The organism is Arthrobacter cavernae, assembly GCF_017368795.1.
GTDB classification, from domain to species: Bacteria; Actinomycetota; Actinomycetes; order Actinomycetales; family Micrococcaceae; genus Arthrobacter; species Arthrobacter cavernae.
This window is the reverse complement of the sequence record NZ_JAFNLL010000040.1, coordinates 46,328-61,680: the sequence shown is the minus strand read 5'-3', so window position 1 is coordinate 61,680 and position 15,353 is coordinate 46,328. Positions and strand designations below refer to the sequence as shown.

The following is a 15,353-nucleotide window of genomic DNA, read 5'->3' as shown; positions in this document are numbered from 1 at the left end:
CGCGGAATCGCGGAGTTCTTCATCGTTTGAGACGTGGCTCACGGAATTGTTGCAACTTTCTCTTGACTCACCTCAACTGATATGTGAATAATCTCACTCAGCAGTTGCAATGATGCAACAACGAGTTGAAATGGAGTTCAGATGGCCAACGCGATCAGCAATGACACACAGGCTGCCCCGCTCGTAACGCCCTCCCCGACATCGGGACGCATTCCACGACGGCAACTGGCCTCAGCCGCCGTCGGCAACCTGATCGAGTGGTTCGACTGGAACGCCTATGCCTTCCTTTCGATCTACTTCGCCACCCAGTTCTTCCCCAAGGACGCCTCACCGCTGGTTGCCTTGATGGGCACGTTTGGCATTCTGGCGGTCGGCTTCCTCGTCCGGCCCCTGTCCAGCCTCATCCTCGGCAAGGTCTCGGACCTGGTCGGACGCCGCTTCACCCTGCTGATCACTGTCTACGGGATGGGCATCGGCAGCCTGATGATTGCCGTGGCTCCCACCTATGAACAGGTCGGCGTCCTGGCCCCCGTCCTGCTGCTGCTGGCACGCATCATCCACGGCATCTGCATCGGTGGCGAATACGGGGCCATGTCGGCTTTCGCCATGGAAATCGCGCCGCAAGGAAAGCGAGGACAGATTGGCGGCATGCTGAACGCCGTCGCCGTTCTTGGCCAGATCTTCGTCGTGGTCCTGGTCCTGGGCGCCGCCTGGATCCTGCCGGCAGCGGACATGGTCGAGTACGGCTGGCGCATCATCTTCGGCATTGGCGCAGCCCTGTCCCTGGCCGGCATCTGGATCCGCCGCGGCATGAAGGAAACCGCAGCGGACCACAGCTCCGGGGACAAGCCGGGCCTCTTCACCGCCTTCGCCAAACACCCCCGGCAGGCCGTGCAGGTGGTCGGTCTGACGCTCGGTTTCACCGCCATGGTCTATGTGTGGGGCAGCTACATGCCGGCCTACGCCAAGACTTACGGCGGACTGGACCCCAAATACGGCATGATCGCCACGCTCGTCAGCCTGGTCGCGGCATTGGTAGGAGCCCTCATCGCGGGCCCGCTGTCCGATAAGTATGGCCGCAGGAAGACGATGCTCGCCGCCGGCGTCATACTCGCTGGTGGCACCATCCCGGCGATGGGCCTGATCAGCGATTCGCTGGCCACCCTCATGATCCTGCAAAGTGCGGCCATGCTGGTCCTCGCACTCCTGCAGGCCAGCTCCATGGCAGCCTATTGCGAACTGTTCCCCCGCAAGGTCCGCGCCTCCGGCATCGGCTTCCCCTACTCCCTCACGGTGGCACTCATCGGAGGAACAGCACCCATGGTGGGCACCCAGTTCGCAGCCTGGAACATCGGTGGAGCCTTCCCTTGGTACGTTGCCGGACTCATGGCCGTCTCCGTGTTCTTCTACGCCACAATGAAGGAAACGGCCTTCAAACCGCTGCCGGAATAGCACGCTCACGAACCACCCAGCACATGCAGGACATCAACAAAGAACGGAAGACCCATGGGATCTTTTGATTTTGACAGCCTCACCGAGGTGGAGCTCCGGGCCCGGAAAACCGTCAAGTGGAACTGGTACAAGCCGGACGTGCTGCCCTTGTGGGTGGCGGAAATGGACTTCCCCACCGCACCCGCCGTCATGGATGCCATCCGGGAAGCTGTCCAGACCGAGAACTTCGGCTACCCGGCCTTCGGCGATCCCGAGCTCGGCCAGGTGACGGCCGAGTGGTGCGCCAGCCGCTACGGCTGGTCGGTCAACCCCGGCTTCATCCACGACGTTCCGGACGTCCTGGACGGGCTGCGCCTAGGCATCGAAGAGTTCACCGTGCCCGGCAGCCCGGTGATCCTCCCGACGCCGGCCTACCCGCCGTTCTACGACGTCATCCGTTTGAGCGGACGCCAGGCCATCGAGATTCCGCTCGTGGAGGTCGACGGCGTCAGCACCCTGGATTTCCAGCGCATCGACGAGGCATTCTCCGCCGGGGCCGGCAGCATCATCCTGTGCAACCCGCACAACCCCGCCGGCCGGGCCTTCACCCAACAGGAGCTCACCACCCTGAGCACCATCGTGGAGCGCCATGGGAAGCGTGTCCTCGCCGATGAAATCCACGCCCCGCTGGTCTTCGGCCGGAAGCACATCCCATACGCAAGCGTCTCCGCAGCCGCCGCCCAGCATACGATCACGCTCACCGCAGCGTCCAAGGCCTGGAACCTGGCCGGACTGAAGTGCGCGCAGATCATCCTCACCAACGAGGAGGACGAGAAGACCTGGAGTGAGCTGAGCCTGGTGCAGACCATGGGCGCCTCAACGATCGGCATCGCGGCTTCCATCGCCGCATACCGGCATGGCGGGCCGTGGCTGGACGAAGCCATGGCCTACCTCGAGGGCAACCGCGCACTGCTGAAGGAGCGGCTGGAACGCGATCTCCCCGGGGCCCGCCTCATTTTCCCGGAGGCCACCTACATGGCGTGGATCGACTTCTCAGGGCTGCACCTGCCCCAGGCTCCGTACAACCACTTCCTGGACGCCGCCCATGTGGCGTTGAAGGAGGGGGCAGAGTTCGGCCCCGGCTACGAAGGTTTTGCCCGCATCAACTTCGCCACCACACGCAAGATTCTGGTCCAGGCACTCGATGCCATGGTCCAGGCTGTACCGGCAACCACTGCCTGACAGCACACCAAGTAAAGAACATAAGGAGATACACGTGCCGTACCACGCACCGTCAGACATGGGTTACATCAAGAACGTCCGCAAGTCCACGCCGGATGCCTTCGCAGCCTACGCCCAATTCGACGAGGCCGCCCTGCGCAACCCGGACAAGGTCATCCCCCGCAAGTACACCGAGCTGATGGCCATTGCGGTGGCCCTGACCACGCAGTGCGTCTACTGCATCGACGCCCACGTGGCCGCCGCTAAGAAGGAAGGCGCCACGGAAACGGAGCTGAGCGAGACGGTCATGATCGCCACCGCCCTGCGCGCCGGCGCGAGCCTGGCACACGGCCTCATGGCCATGAAGATGTACGAAGAAGGCCCCCGGACCGGCCTGGCCCACAGCCACTAAGCCGCACAGGCAGGAGCCCCGGCATGCACTCGTGGCATGCCGGGGCTTCTGCGTCCCAAAACCGTAGGACCGCCGTCGGGCAGTCCTCATCTGGCGACACCAGACATGCCTTACTCCCCGGCGACCAGCTCCACCTCGTAGCCGTCGGTGTTCACGAGGTACGCCGCATAGTGGTCCTGGCCGCCAGCGTGGGGGTACTTGCTCTCGAACATCACAAACCAGCCGAAATCCGCGCCCAGCCCCTGGAGCCGGTCCACGTTCTGCCGGCTGCCGGCATGGAAGGCGAGATGGTTGACGCCCGCCTCGGTGCGCCGGTGGGTGCTTCCTGTCAGGGCCGGCGACTGTTCCACCACAATGTACGTGCCGCCGGCCTTCCAGCTGCAGCCATGCTCCCATTTCTGGAACGGCCGGTACCCGAGCTCCGCGAGCAGCCAGCCCCATTCGGCATCGGCACGCTCAAAATGCGGAACCCAGATCTCAACATGGTGCAGGGAGCCCAGCGGATTCTCGTCCATCAGGAGAGTCTACGTCCGGCACCGGTACCGGGGAACGGGCAGGGGCCGCTGGGCCGATTCGCGCAGGAAGTAGATGACCACGCCGGAATCGAGAGTCGGATTCCGTATTTTAGGGCTGGTCTGACATTTTTATCGCGCGGTTGGCCCCGGGATGACACGGATTTCCGACGCTCAGGGGTACCGTTGCCAAAATTTTTCTTGCGCGGTGCCAAAAACCGGACATTTGACCCTGTTGAACCGTTTGGCGGCGCGTCATACTGTGTGAACGCGGGTCCGAATCTTTCCGAGGGGTGGTCCAGCATGGACTACGTAATTGGCGGTCTGCCACTGCACGTGCTGCTGGTTCATGGCACCGTCGTCATCATTCCCGTGGCGGCCCTGTGCACCGTGCTGAGCATCCTCTGGCCGGCAGCCCGGCGCCGGTTGGGAATCGTCACCGTTCTCATCGCCCTGGCAGCGCTCCTGATGGTGCCTATCACGCAGGCGGCCGGAGAATGGCTGCTGCTGCGGATCGACCAGACGCCTGCGGTCTCGGCGCACGTGACCCTCGGCCGGGCGCTGTTGCCGTGGGTTATCGGCGTATTTGCTGTGGCGTTGGGCCAGTGGCTCTGGTTCCGGTACGGTGCGACGACGGCAGGCAAGGTGCGTACGACCCTCGGCGCCGGCGGATCCCGGATCGCGGCCGGCCTCGTGGTGTTGCTCGTACTCGCCGTCTGCGGCGGGACCACTGCTGCTGTCGTACAGATCGGCGACACCGGTTCGCGCGCGGTGTGGGAAGGCAGGTTCAGCGAGGAGCCCGTGCTGCCGTAGCCGGACCTCCGGCCACCACAGTGGCGTCGAATTCTTCGGAATGCTCCACCCTCGCAGCCAGCCCCACGCGCTCGGACAGCGCCGCCGTCGTCGGCGCCTGCCGCACGCTGGTTTCGATGAGCAGGTGACCGCCCGGGGCCAGCCATTCCAGAGCCCCTTCGGCAACCCGCCGCTGCACGTCCAGGCCGTCCGCCCCGCCGTCGAGCGCTACCAGCGGTTCGTGGAGCCGGGCCTCCGGCGGCATCATCCCGACCTCCTCCGTGGGCACATACGGCGCGTTGGCCACCAGCACGTCAACGCGGCCGCGAAGCGTGGCTGGCAGCGCAGCGTAGAGGTCGCCTTCAAAGACCTGCCCTCCGACGGGCACCACGTTGCGGCGGGCACAACGAACAGCGGCGGGATCGACGTCGGCGGCGTACAGCTCAATGCCGGCGACGGCGGCAGCCAGGGCGGCGCCTACGGCACCCGAGCCGCAGCAAAGATCGACGACGACGGCGCCGGGCCGGGCGAGCGCGGCGGCCTGGCGGACGAGGTACTCCGTGCGTCGGCGGGGGACGAAAACGCCGGGACCCACCGCGATCCGGCGGCCGCAGAACTCGGCCCAGCCGAGGATGTGCTCAAGGGGCAGGCCGGCTGCGCGCTGGTCCACCATGTGGTCGAGTTCGTCCGGGATTCGGGCGGCCGAGATGAGGAGGCGGGCCTCGTCTTCTGCGAAGACGCAGCCGGCGGAACGGAGCCGGGCCGTGACGTCGGAGTGGGAAGGGTGAAGCGTGAATGCTGACATGGGCGAGCCTTTCGGGATACCGGGGGCTCTCCGGTCCGCCTGGTTCAGGCTCGCCGCGGGGTATGGAGGGAGCACCCGTGCTTTGCTGCGGTAATGGGTCTCACCTCCTTGGCTGGGGGACTCAGTGCGAGTCGCTCAAATTGCCATGCTAGCTGAGAGTACATGCGAGGGCTACAGGTGCGGCGACGCCCTCTTCGGAAATCCTGGGGTTCACAAATGCGGCCCGGAGTGCCTAGGGTGGACCCATGGGAACACTGATTTTTGAGTAGACCGGCCGGTCTGGCCCGCTGCCGCTGGTGGCCGCGCGCCGTCCCGCTGTGTTTCATAGGACAACAATCCATGCCTGTTGAGGCTCAGCCTCCACGCCGTTCCTCCCACTGCCAACCGTTCAAGCTCCGGTCAGTGGACGCCATGGTTCCGGTCCTCTTCAAGGCTTCATACACAAAGGAGTCCACTGCATGACTACGAGCAAATCCGAAGACAACACCGCCGCCGCGGAAGCCCCGGCAGGCGGCATCAAGTCCAAGCTGACGGACGCCCAGAAAGCAATGCTTGCCCGCAAGTCCGGCGGAGGCGCCGCCCCCGGATGGCAAAGCACCGGGGGCGGCCAGAAGCCCACACACTCGAGCGGCAAACAGGCGAAGGCCCAGAAGAAAGTCCGCTGGTAAATCCTGCAGACAAGCAGACCTCGCCCACCTAAGATTGAAAATCCCTTCGTTTCACCGGAGAAAGGAAGAATCATGGTTGCGAAGCACCCTGAAACAGCCATCAGCCCCGAGCTCGCCAGCCACCTTGCAGAGTCCATGGACATGGCGCCCATGCCGGCCCCGGCAGCCGTGGCCGTCGCCCTGGGCGCGAACAAGGGCCAGCAATGGCCTGACGGGAACGGCAAGCAGAGGCACCCACGCGAGCGCGGCATCAGCCACGGACGCATGGGCCAGGCTGCCGCCGTGACGGCGGTCCACCGGACCGGCCGCCCGCAGATGCCCCACTCCTCCTAAGATCCCGGGACGCGCCTGTCCCTGGATGACGCGCAGATTGCCCGGCGACACCCGAATTCCGGTGTCGCCGGGCAACTTGCGTGTCGCCGGGCAACTTGCGCGTCGCCGCGGGGCGCTGGCCTCAGCCGGGCCCCTGCACGTCCTCCGGGGACTTGTCCGGCCGCCAGCCACGCCACACGGGATGACGCATCCGGCCGCTGCCCGTCCAGTCGCCGAACGTCACCTCCGCCACGAGCTCGGGCTCCACCCAGCGGGCCGTGGCCGCGTCCTCGTCCGGGATGTCCAGGAACGGGGACGCTCCCGAGCCCCGGGATTCGAGTTTCTGCAGGATGTCGCGCAGCTGCCAGTCCCTGAAGCCGGTGCCCACCCGGCCCGCGTACCGCAGCTTCCCGCCGTCGGGGATTCCCACCAGCAGCGCCCCGATGGTCCCCAGCCGCGCCCCGGCACCGGGCCGCCAGCCGCCCACCACCACCTCCTGGCTCTGTTCGAGCTTGAGCTTCATCCACGAGCGGCTGCGTTTGCCCGCGAGGTAGCGGCTGTCGGCGCGCTTGGCCATGACCCCCTCCAGCCCCAGCTCGGCCGCGCTCGCCAGGATGTCGTCCAGATCGTGCTCCAGGACCTCGGACACCTGGACGGGGCATCCGCCGCGCAGCTCCGCCGCGAAGGGGCCCAGCCGGGCACGGCGCTCGCCGAGCGGCATCGCGCTGAGGTCCGTTCCGGCGTCGTGCAGGAGGTCGAACAGCATGAGCCGCACGGGAACGGAGGCACGGGCGTGCTCGACGTCGGCGGGCTTGCTGAGGTTCATCCGCTGCTGCAGCCGCTCGAAACTGGGCAGTCCGCTCCGGTCCATGGCCACGATTTCGCCGTCGGCCACGAAGTCGCGGTCCGGCCAGCACGCCGGGTCGGTGAGCTCGGGATACGTGGCGGACATGTCGTTCCCCCGCCGGCTGATCAGCCGGATGGTGTCCCCGGAGCGCTGGACCAGGGCCCGGATGCCGTCCCATTTCAGCTCGAAGAACCAGTCCCCGCCGGCGACGTCGGCCGCGGTGCCGGCCGTGGCCAGCATCGGCGTGAAGGCCGGCAGGGGCTGGGGACTGGTGGCCGCGGGCATGATCGCCGTGTGGTGCCCGGGCCGGTCCTTCATCAGGTGGATGAGCCACTGTTCGCCCGTGTTGATGAGGGCGAAGCGTTTGGTGCCGTGCAGTCCGCCGCCCGGTTTGCCCGTGAGCGTGGCGATGACTTCCTTGCCGTCGCGCCATTTTTCGCACTCGAATTCGCCGCTGTCCCAGATGCTGACCGTGCCGGCACCGTATTCGCCCTTGGGGATGATGCCGGTGAACTGCGCGTAGTCCAGGGGATGGTCCTCGGTGCGCACGGCCAGGTTGTTGCGCTCCGGGGTCTCCGGAACTCCGCGCGGCAGGGCCCAGGAGACCAGCACGCCGTCGTGCTCGAGCCGGAAATCGAAGTGACGCCGGCGTGCGTTGTGTTCCTGGATGACGAAGATCCCGCCCGGCGGGTTCGGGGCGCCCTGGGGTGGCTGGTCGCTGCCGGACGCGGGGAAAGGCTCCGGCGTGCGGCCCGGGTCGCGCTTGTCCACATAGCTCGCCAGCCGCGGGTCGACGCCGGACCCTCCGCCGCGTGAGCCCACACCGCCGGTGCGCGGACCGCCGCCGGGGGAGCCGCCGCCGGGGGAGCCGCCGCCGTCGTCCCCGTCCTTGCCGTCACCGCCGGGAACGCGCGCCGGGGCATGTCTGCTGCGGTCCGCCGAGACGGCCGCGAAGGGGTCCTTGCCGGCCTTGACGCGCTTGAGGACCGCGGTGAAATCGAGGTGCTCCAGGGTGGGGGAGGCGAGCTCGCGCCAGGTGCGGGGCGCGGCCACCATGGGGTGAGCGCGGCCGCGCAGCGAGTACGGCACGATGGTGGTCTTGTTGCCGCTGTTCTGGCTCCAGTCCACCAGGACCTTGCCGCCGCGCAGGGTCTTCTTCATGTCGCTGACCACAAGATCCGGGTGGTCAGCCTCGAGGGACCGGGCCAGTTCGTGCGCGAACTCCGAGACCTGCTCCCACTTCCGTGTGCCGTCCAGCCCGGCGTAGAGGTGGATGCCCTTGCTGCCGCTGGTCACGGGCACGGGGTCCAGGCCGATGTCCTCCAGGATGGCGCGCGCCAGCTTGGCGGCCTCCACGCATTCGGGCAGCCCGGCGCCCGGGCCGGGGTCGAGGTCCAGCACCAGGCGGTCCGGCGGCAGCATGGTCCCGGCGGCGTCCACCTGCCACTGCGGCACGTGGATTTCCAGGGCCGCGATCTGCGCCAGCCAGGTAAGGGTGGCGAGGTTGTTGACCAGCGGGTAGTCGTTGCTGTGGTCCTTGTGCTGGATGGTCACGCGGGGAACCCAGGGCGGCGTGGAGTCGTCCAGGTTCTTCTGGAAGAACATCGTCCCCGGCTCCTGGGCGGTCCCGACGCCGTGTACCCAGCGCTTGCGGGTGGCCGGCCGGTTGGCGGCGGCGGGGATGAGGAAAGGGGCGACGGCGGCGTAGTACTCGAGCACTTCGGCCTTGGTGGTGCCGGTCTCGGGGTAGATGATTTTGTCCAGATTGGTGATGGTGAGTTCATGGCCTTCAACGTCCACGCGTTCCTGCCGCTTGCCTGCCACCTCTTCACCTCCGCCTTGATGTGATGTTCACTTGGTGCATGAGGGCCATTTGGAAGGGTTCCATCGCGTTCGGGCTCGTCAACGTGCCCGTCAAGCTCTACAGCGCCACGGAGGACCACGACGTCGGCCTTCACCAGGTCCACAACAAGGACGGCGGCCGCATCCGTTACCAGCGGAAGTGCGAAATCTGCAGTGATGTTGTGGCTTTCGAGGATATCGACAAGGCCTACGAAGAGGAAGGCCGCACGGTGGTCCTCACCGCGGCCGAGCTGAATTCGCTGCCGGAGGAAAACAGCCGCGAGATCGAAGTGGTGGAGTTCATCCCCGCCGAGCAGCTGGACCCCATCATGTACGAGCGCAGTTACTTCCTGGAGCCGGACTCCAAATCACCCAAGGCCTACATGCTTCTGCGCCGCACGCTCGAGGACACGGACCGCGTGGCTATCGTGCAGTACGCCCTGCGCCAGAAGACCCGGCTCGGCGCCCTGCGGGTGCGCGGCGACGTCCTCCTCCTGCAGGCGCTGCTATGGGGGGACGAGGTCCGCGAGGCCGACTTCCCCTCCCTGGAAACGGACATTGCGGTCACCGACAAGGAACTCGAGATGTCCTCGGCCCTGGTGGATTCCATGGCCCACGACTTCGACCCGGAACAGTACACGGACGACTACCAGGTGCAGCTGCGCCAGCTCATCGCGGCCAAGATCGAGAAGGGCGACTCCCTGGACACCGAGGCCACGTTCGGGGCGCAGGCGGGCGAGGGCGAAGGCGGCGAGGTCATCGACCTCATGGAGGCCCTCAAGCGCAGCCTCGAGAAGAAGCGCGGCAAGGGTGAGGGGGCCGGCGAGGGCGCGGAAGAGCCCGACGCCGCGGCTGCCGCGGACAAAGCCGCCAGCAAGCCCCGGGCGCGGGTCAAGAAAGCCTGAGCACCGCCGTCGGGCAGATGCCTGGGGTGGCCCGCCTGCCCTCCTGACCCTGTTTGGGACGCCAACCGCCGCGACACACCCTGAAGGCGTGTCGGACCCTGCTGGGATTCAAGGAGGGTCAGCACGGCCGCGGGTGAAGGTCAGTTTGCGGCAGGCCTTCCAGGCCGCCACGCCGTGTGGGACGATGCGGCTATGGGCGAAAAACCGGAACCGAAGACATCTGCCGGCGGGGCCGCACAGGGCAGGCGTCCTGCCCTGATCGACTATGCCGGATCTGCAGCGAGCCGTGAACAGCGCGAAATTGCGCGACGCCGGATGGAGGCCGAGCGCAAGCTGGCAGAACACCTCAAGGAAGCAGCGAGGGCAAGCAGGGTTAGGGATCGCGAAGTCGCATTCCACCAACTCCAAGGAGGAGGACATGAGCCAGGACAAGCCGCACGCACACCCCGAAGACGAGTTTGGGGGCTACGGGACGCCGACTCCCGAACAGGAGATGGGCCCCGGGCCGCAGGCTGAGCCCGTGAAGCAGGCTGAGCCCGTGGATGAGGAAGGGCCCGTGAAGGAGGGAGGGCAAAGGGGTGATTCAGGCTTCGAAGCAATCCCCCACGACCCGGGCACGCAGCATCATCCGGGGGAGAACCCCATTCCGCGTGACCCCGATGTATTTCCCGTCCCCCACCATCCGGACGAAATTCCCGAGCCCTGGGACCCGGACGTCAAGCCGCACAGCCCGGAACCCGGTCCTCCGGGGCCGCCTGACCCCAACAACCCGGATGCAGGCACTGGGACCGCCGAGCCGCGCAATACCGCTTGACCCAGGTGGCGCCGTCGGGGTTTGTTGCCCTTGGGGTTTGTTGCCCTTGGGCCTGCCCTTCCTGACCCTGTTTGGAACGCCAAGCACCGCGACATGCCCTGATTCAGGCGTGTCGGAGCGGGCTGGAATCCAAAGAGGGTCAATGCGGGCGCGGCGGACTCCGGGTCCGGTTCGGCTACCCGGCTATGCAGCAAGCAGGACTAAACCGTGTGGCCCCTCCGGCCGGAAACGAAGCTGAGAAGCCAGCCGATGGCGGCCACCAGCAGAAGGACGATGCCTACCCACAATAGCCAGTTGAGTGCCTGGGTGAAGCCGCCTACGAGCAGGAGGACGATTGCGATGACGCCTGCGATGATCAGAAGCGTGTTCATAGTCAACACCTTCCTTTGCTAGCGGGAATCCGCGCTGAATCGGCAGACTCCCTCGCGATGTATTCCGACTGCCAGTCCAATTTCGGACTGCTGGCCCCGCGAGGTGCCTCCAACACCACAGGGTGCCTAGGCCGCCGTCGGCTCCTGGCCCTGTGGTTTCGCTCGGGCCGGAATGTGATCGGCAACACCGTTAACGATACTAAGCACCCTTACGAAATGTAAGGTGTCGCCGGCTGTATGCGCGTCGGGCAGCGGCAGGCGGACCTGCAGGCGGACTACTCGGCGTCGTGGTCCGTTTCCAGGATCTTCACGAGGCTGTCCAAAGCCTGGTCGGCTCCGGCGCCCTCGGCGCGGAGCACCACGACGTCGCCGAACGCGGCTCCGAGGCTCATGAGGGACAGGATGCTGGCGGCGTCCATGGCGTCGTCGGCGGGCTCGCCGTCGCGGGCGATGGTGATCTCGAGGTCAAGTTCACCGGCGGCTTCGGCGAAGATGGCGGCCGGGCGGGCGTGCAGGCCGACGCGGCTGGCGATGGTGGCGGTACGTTCAGACATTGATGCTCCTTGCTTGCGGGTGGTTGAAAGTCTAGAGGCCGAGTTCGTCCAGGATGGGGAGTTCGGCCCGGACGGCGGCGCGTGCGGCGGCGGCAGACGGTGCCGCCAAGGCAGTGGCGGCAAGCTGCTGGGCCTGCGCCACGGTGACCGTCGCCAGGACGGCGGCGACGGCGGCCAGTGCCCGCGCGCTCATGGACAGCGTGGCGACGCCCAGTCCCACGAGTACGACGGCGAGGGCCGGGTCCGCTGCAGCCTCACCGCAGACGCCAACCGGCTTTGCGGTGCCGGTGGCGCCGCTGACCAGGGCTGCGCCGTCCGCGGTGAGCTTCACGAGCTGCAGCATGGCGGGCTGCCAGGGGTCGTTGAGCGTGGCCAGCGGGCCAAGCTGCCGGTCGGCGGCCATGGCGTACTGGGTGAGGTCGTTGGTGCCGAGGGACGCGAAGCCCACTTCGCGCAGCACCGTTGCAGCGGTGAGGGCCGCGGAGGGCACCTCTACCATCACGCCCGGGGTTGTGAGCCCGGCGGCCGCGCAGAGCGAGGCGAAGTGCGCTGCCTCGTCCGCCGTCGAGATCATCGGTGCCATGACCCATACTTCGGCCCGGTTGGCGGCCTCCGCCGCGGCGATCGCCTCGAGCTGGCGCTCCAGGACGCCGGGGGAGGTCAGGTCCGTGCGGTAGCCGCGCACGCCGAGGGCGGGGTTGGGTTCGTCGGCATTGGTGAGGAACGGCAGGGGCTTGTCAGCCCCGGCGTCGAGCGTCCTGACCACTACCTTCTTGCCCGGGAACGCGGCGAAGACGGCGCCGTAGGCGGCGATCTGCTCCTCCACCGTGGGTTCGTCGTCGCGGTCCAGGAAACAGAACTCGGTGCGCAGCAGGCCCACGCCCTCGGCTCCGGCGTCGGCGGCCTTGACCGCGTCGGCGCCGGTGCCCACGTTCGCGAGCAGCGGTACCCGGAAGCCGTCCGCCATCACGTTGGTGCCGCTGAAGGCGGCCAGTGTGGAGGCCTGCGTGGCCCAGGCCTTGGCGGCCAGACGGAGGTCCTCGCCGGGATCCACGGTGATGGCACCGGCGGCGCCGTCCACGTAGACTTCGGTGCCGTCCGCGATATCGTCCACGCCCTGGGCGGCGACGACGGCGGGCAGGCCCAGCGCGCGGGCCAGGATGGCCGTGTGCGACTGCGGGCCGCCGCTGGAGGTGATGAGCGCGATGACCTTGGCCGGGTCCAGCGTGGCGGTGTCGGCCGGAGCCAGGTCTTCCGCGGCCAGGATGAACGGGACGTCCGACGCCGGGATCCCCGGCGCGGGCAGCCCGCGCAGCTCCGAGACGATGCGGGCGCGGACGTCCAGGACGTCCGCGACGCGCTCGGCCATGTAGCCGCCGAGGGCCTTGAGGGTCTCGGCCACCGAGCCGCCGGCCTCCCAGATGGCGCGTTCCGCGGTGCGGGCGCCGCCGGGGGCCTCGGGGGAGAGGAGCTTGATGGCCGATTTCACCAGCATGGGGTCGGCGGCCATCAGCGCGGTGGCTTCCAGGACCTCTTTGCCTTCGCCGCTGGCGCTGTCGGCACGGGCCCGCAGTTCCGTTTGAACGGCCTTGGCGGCATCCTTGATGCGCTGCCCCTGCGATTCAACCGTCACGTCGGCAGGAATATTGACGGCGCCCTGCAGCGGAGCTGCGGGTTCCTGCACCGGCTTGGGCATCTGCCGCACCGGCCCCAGAACACGTCCGGGGGCGACGCCTACACCTGAAAAGGTCTGCATGGATCTGATCCTCTACTTGCTTACGTGATGACTGTTCGCGCGCTCAGGCTGCTGCAACGGGAACCGGCTCGGCCTCGACGGGCTTCCTGACTGCCCAGCGCTTCAGGGCAAGAAGAATCAGGGCCGTCACAATCACGCCTGCCACGATCGACAGGACGAACATGAGCACGTTGCCGATGGCGAAGAAGACGAACAATCCGCCGTGCGGCGCCTGGGACGTGACGCCGGCCGCCATGCTGAGTGCACCGGTCACGGCACCGCCCACCATCGACGCGGGAAGCACGCGGAGCGGGTCAGCCGCGGCGAACGGGATGGCGCCTTCGGAGATGAAGGACGCACCCAGCAGCCAAGCGGCTTTGCCGTTCTCTCGTTCGGCCAGGCTGAAGCCCTTCTTGTTGAGCACGGTGGCCAGGGCCATGGCCAGCGGCGGAACCATGCCGGCGGCCATAACGGCTGCCATGATCTGCAGCGGAGCGGGGTTGGCCAGGCTGCCGGCACCCAGGCCGGCGACGGCGAAGCCGTAGGCCACCTTGTTGACGGGGCCGCCGAGGTCGAAGCACATCATGAGGCCGAGGATGACGCCGAGGATAATTGCGGAGGCGCCGGTCATGCCGGTCAGCCAGGTGTTCAATGCCTTGGTCAGGCCGGCAATCGGACCGCCCAAGACAAGGAACATCAGGCCGGACGCGACGATCGAGGCCCCGATGGGAATGATCACCACGGGCATGAGGCCGCGCAGCCAGCGGGGTACGTTGAAGCTGCCGATCCAGTGTGCCGTGACACCGGCCAGCAGGCCGCCCACGATGCCGCCCAGGAAGCCGGCGTCCATGAACGCGGCGACCGCGCCGGCAACAAAGCCGGGAGCGATGCCTGGACGGTCGGCGATGCCGAAAGCGATGTAGCCTGCCAGCGCCGGGACGAGGAAACCGAAGGCCAGGGCGCCGATCTTGAAGAGGACCGCCCCCAGGTAGGCGCCAAGGGGGCCCCAGGCCTGTGCTGGGAACTCGCTGGGAAGGTTGCCCAGGGTGTTCTCCGCCAGGATCTTGTTCGCAACGCCCGCAATTTCGTAGCCACCCAGCAGGAAGCCGAGGGCGATGAGCAGGCCGCCGCCGGCGACGAACGGGATCATGTAGCTGACGCCCGTCAGCAGGACCTTCTTGAGCTTGGTGCCGAAGTGCTCGCTGGCTGCTTCCGCGGCGTGTTCGGCGTTTTCTTCGGCGCCGAAGTGCGGCACGCGGTGGGCGTTGGGGTCGCTGGCGGCCGCGAGTGCCTCCTGCACCATCTTGGCGGGCTCATCGATGCCGCGCTTGACCGGGGCGCTGATGACCGGCTTGCCGGCAAAGCGCTCCTTGCCGCGGACGTCGACGTCGACGGCGAAGATCACGGCGTCGGCTGCGGCAATAACCGCGGGGTCAAGCGGGGTGACGGCACCGGAACCCTGGGTTTCCACCTGAAGGTCCACGCCGGCTTCCTTGGCTGCTGCCACGAGGGAGTCGGCCGCCATGTAGGTGTGGGCAATGCCGGTGGGGCAGGCCGTGACGGCGACGATGCGCTTCGGTGCGGCAGGTGCGGCAGGTGCTGCGGCCGCGACAGGTGCTGCGGCCGCGGCCGGAGCAGCCTCGGCAGGGGCGGCAGCCGGGGCTGCGTGGGCAGCCGGCTTGTCGGCCAGCGCGCCATCCACCAGCTCCACGATTTCCTCGGGGGAGCTTGCGGCGCGCAGGGCTGCGGTGAAGTCCTTCTTGATGAGCGAGCGGGCCAGCTTGGAGAGCAGCTTCAGGTGCTCCTGGTCGGCCCCTTCCGGTGCCGCGATGAAGAAGATGATGTCGGCGGGGCCATCTTTGGCGCCGAAGTCCACCTTGTGGGACAAGCGGGCCATGGCCAGTGCCGGCTCGGTCACGGCGGCGGAGCGGCAGTGCGGGATCGCGATGCCGCCCGGGACGCCGGTGGCGGTCTTCTGCTCACGGGCGAAGGCGTCTGCGAAGAGCCCTTCAACCTCGGAAGCACGGCCAGCGGCGGCGACTTTGCCGACCAGGAAACGGATGACGTCGGCGGGGGCGTCGCCCAGGTTCTGGTCGAGGGTGACCAATTGGGGGGTGATGAGCTGGGTCACT

15 protein-coding genes are annotated in these 15,353 nt (G+C 67.4%); 8 read left to right on the top strand and 7 right to left on the bottom strand.

Going from position 1 to position 15,353, the window contains the following annotated elements:
• Window positions 1-141: 141 nt before the first annotated feature.
• The 3 genes from J1902_RS15300 to J1902_RS15290 are packed head-to-tail and all read left to right on the top strand — an operon-like array spanning window position 142 to window position 3,064.
• On the top strand, window positions 142-1,452 hold the full coding sequence (locus J1902_RS15300) for an MFS transporter (protein WP_207617169.1): 1,311 nt from the start codon (window positions 142-144) through the stop codon (window positions 1,450-1,452).
• A 54-nt stretch (window positions 1,453-1,506) separates the two neighbouring features.
• Window positions 1,507-2,673, top strand: a complete 1,167-nt coding sequence (locus J1902_RS15295) for a MalY/PatB family protein (RefSeq protein WP_207617168.1) — start codon at window positions 1,507-1,509, stop codon at window positions 2,671-2,673.
• 34 nt (window positions 2,674-2,707) lie between these two features.
• A complete protein-coding gene (locus tag J1902_RS15290) occupies window positions 2,708-3,064 on the top strand; it encodes a carboxymuconolactone decarboxylase family protein (RefSeq protein ID WP_307794467.1) in 357 nt (118 codons plus the stop codon).
• 110 nt (window positions 3,065-3,174) lie between these two features.
• Here the strand turns inward: J1902_RS15290 and J1902_RS15285 are convergent, their stop codons facing one another.
• The gene (locus tag J1902_RS15285; protein WP_207617167.1) at window positions 3,175-3,579 is read right to left on the bottom strand and encodes a VOC family protein; all 405 of its coding nucleotides are present in this window, start codon (window positions 3,577-3,579) and stop codon (window positions 3,175-3,177) included.
• 300 nt (window positions 3,580-3,879) lie between these two features.
• Here J1902_RS15285 and J1902_RS15280 point away from each other — a divergent pair, with 300 nt between their 5' ends.
• Window positions 3,880-4,389 (top strand): DUF2231 domain-containing protein, encoded by a 510-nt coding sequence (locus J1902_RS15280; RefSeq protein ID WP_207617166.1) that lies wholly within the window; start codon window positions 3,880-3,882, stop codon window positions 4,387-4,389.
• On the opposite strand, the gene J1902_RS15275 is transcribed toward J1902_RS15280, so the two are convergent.
• Window positions 4,364-5,173, bottom strand: coding sequence for a putative protein N(5)-glutamine methyltransferase (locus J1902_RS15275; protein ID WP_207617165.1), 810 nt, complete (start codon window positions 5,171-5,173; stop codon window positions 4,364-4,366). The genes J1902_RS15280 and J1902_RS15275 overlap by 26 nt on opposite strands.
• 458 nt (window positions 5,174-5,631) lie before the next feature.
• Between J1902_RS15275 and J1902_RS15270 the strand changes: the two genes are divergently transcribed.
• Together J1902_RS15270 and J1902_RS15265 are read left to right on the top strand one after the other, a co-directional pair.
• Window positions 5,632-5,841, top strand: coding sequence for a hypothetical protein (locus J1902_RS15270; protein ID WP_207617164.1), 210 nt, complete (start codon window positions 5,632-5,634; stop codon window positions 5,839-5,841).
• A 72-nt stretch (window positions 5,842-5,913) separates the two neighbouring features.
• Window positions 5,914-6,174 (top strand): hypothetical protein, encoded by a 261-nt coding sequence (locus J1902_RS15265; protein WP_207617163.1) that lies wholly within the window; start codon window positions 5,914-5,916, stop codon window positions 6,172-6,174.
• Between the two features lie 121 nt (window positions 6,175-6,295).
• On the opposite strand, the gene J1902_RS15260 is transcribed toward J1902_RS15265, so the two are convergent.
• Window positions 6,296-8,824, bottom strand: a complete 2,529-nt coding sequence (locus J1902_RS15260; protein WP_207617162.1) for an ATP-dependent DNA ligase — start codon at window positions 8,822-8,824, stop codon at window positions 6,296-6,298.
• A gap of 38 nt (window positions 8,825-8,862) precedes the next feature.
• Here J1902_RS15260 and ku point away from each other — a divergent pair, with 38 nt between their 5' ends.
• Entirely contained in the window at window positions 8,863-9,747 is an 885-nt protein-coding gene (ku, locus tag J1902_RS15255) for a non-homologous end joining protein Ku (protein WP_207617161.1), read from the top strand.
• 418 nt (window positions 9,748-10,165) lie between these two features.
• A complete protein-coding gene (locus tag J1902_RS15250; protein WP_207617160.1) occupies window positions 10,166-10,561 on the top strand; it encodes a hypothetical protein in 396 nt (131 codons plus the stop codon).
• 200 nt (window positions 10,562-10,761) lie between these two features.
• Here J1902_RS15250 and J1902_RS15245 read toward each other — a convergent pair whose 3' ends face one another.
• From J1902_RS15245 to J1902_RS15230, 4 genes are all read right to left on the bottom strand, one after another.
• Window positions 10,762-10,932, bottom strand: coding sequence for a cytochrome c-type biogenesis protein (locus tag J1902_RS15245; protein WP_207617159.1), 171 nt, complete (start codon window positions 10,930-10,932; stop codon window positions 10,762-10,764).
• Window positions 10,933-11,207: 275 nt separating this feature from the next.
• Window positions 11,208-11,486 (bottom strand): HPr family phosphocarrier protein, encoded by a 279-nt coding sequence (locus J1902_RS15240; protein WP_207617158.1) that lies wholly within the window; start codon window positions 11,484-11,486, stop codon window positions 11,208-11,210.
• 31 nt (window positions 11,487-11,517) lie between these two features.
• Window positions 11,518-13,242 (bottom strand): phosphoenolpyruvate--protein phosphotransferase, encoded by a 1,725-nt coding sequence (gene ptsP, locus J1902_RS15235; protein WP_207617157.1) that lies wholly within the window; start codon window positions 13,240-13,242, stop codon window positions 11,518-11,520.
• Between the two features lie 43 nt (window positions 13,243-13,285).
• The gene (locus tag J1902_RS15230; RefSeq protein WP_207617156.1) at window positions 13,286-15,352 is read right to left on the bottom strand and encodes a PTS fructose transporter subunit IIABC; all 2,067 of its coding nucleotides are present in this window, start codon (window positions 15,350-15,352) and stop codon (window positions 13,286-13,288) included.
• Window position 15,353 lies beyond the last annotated feature (1 nt).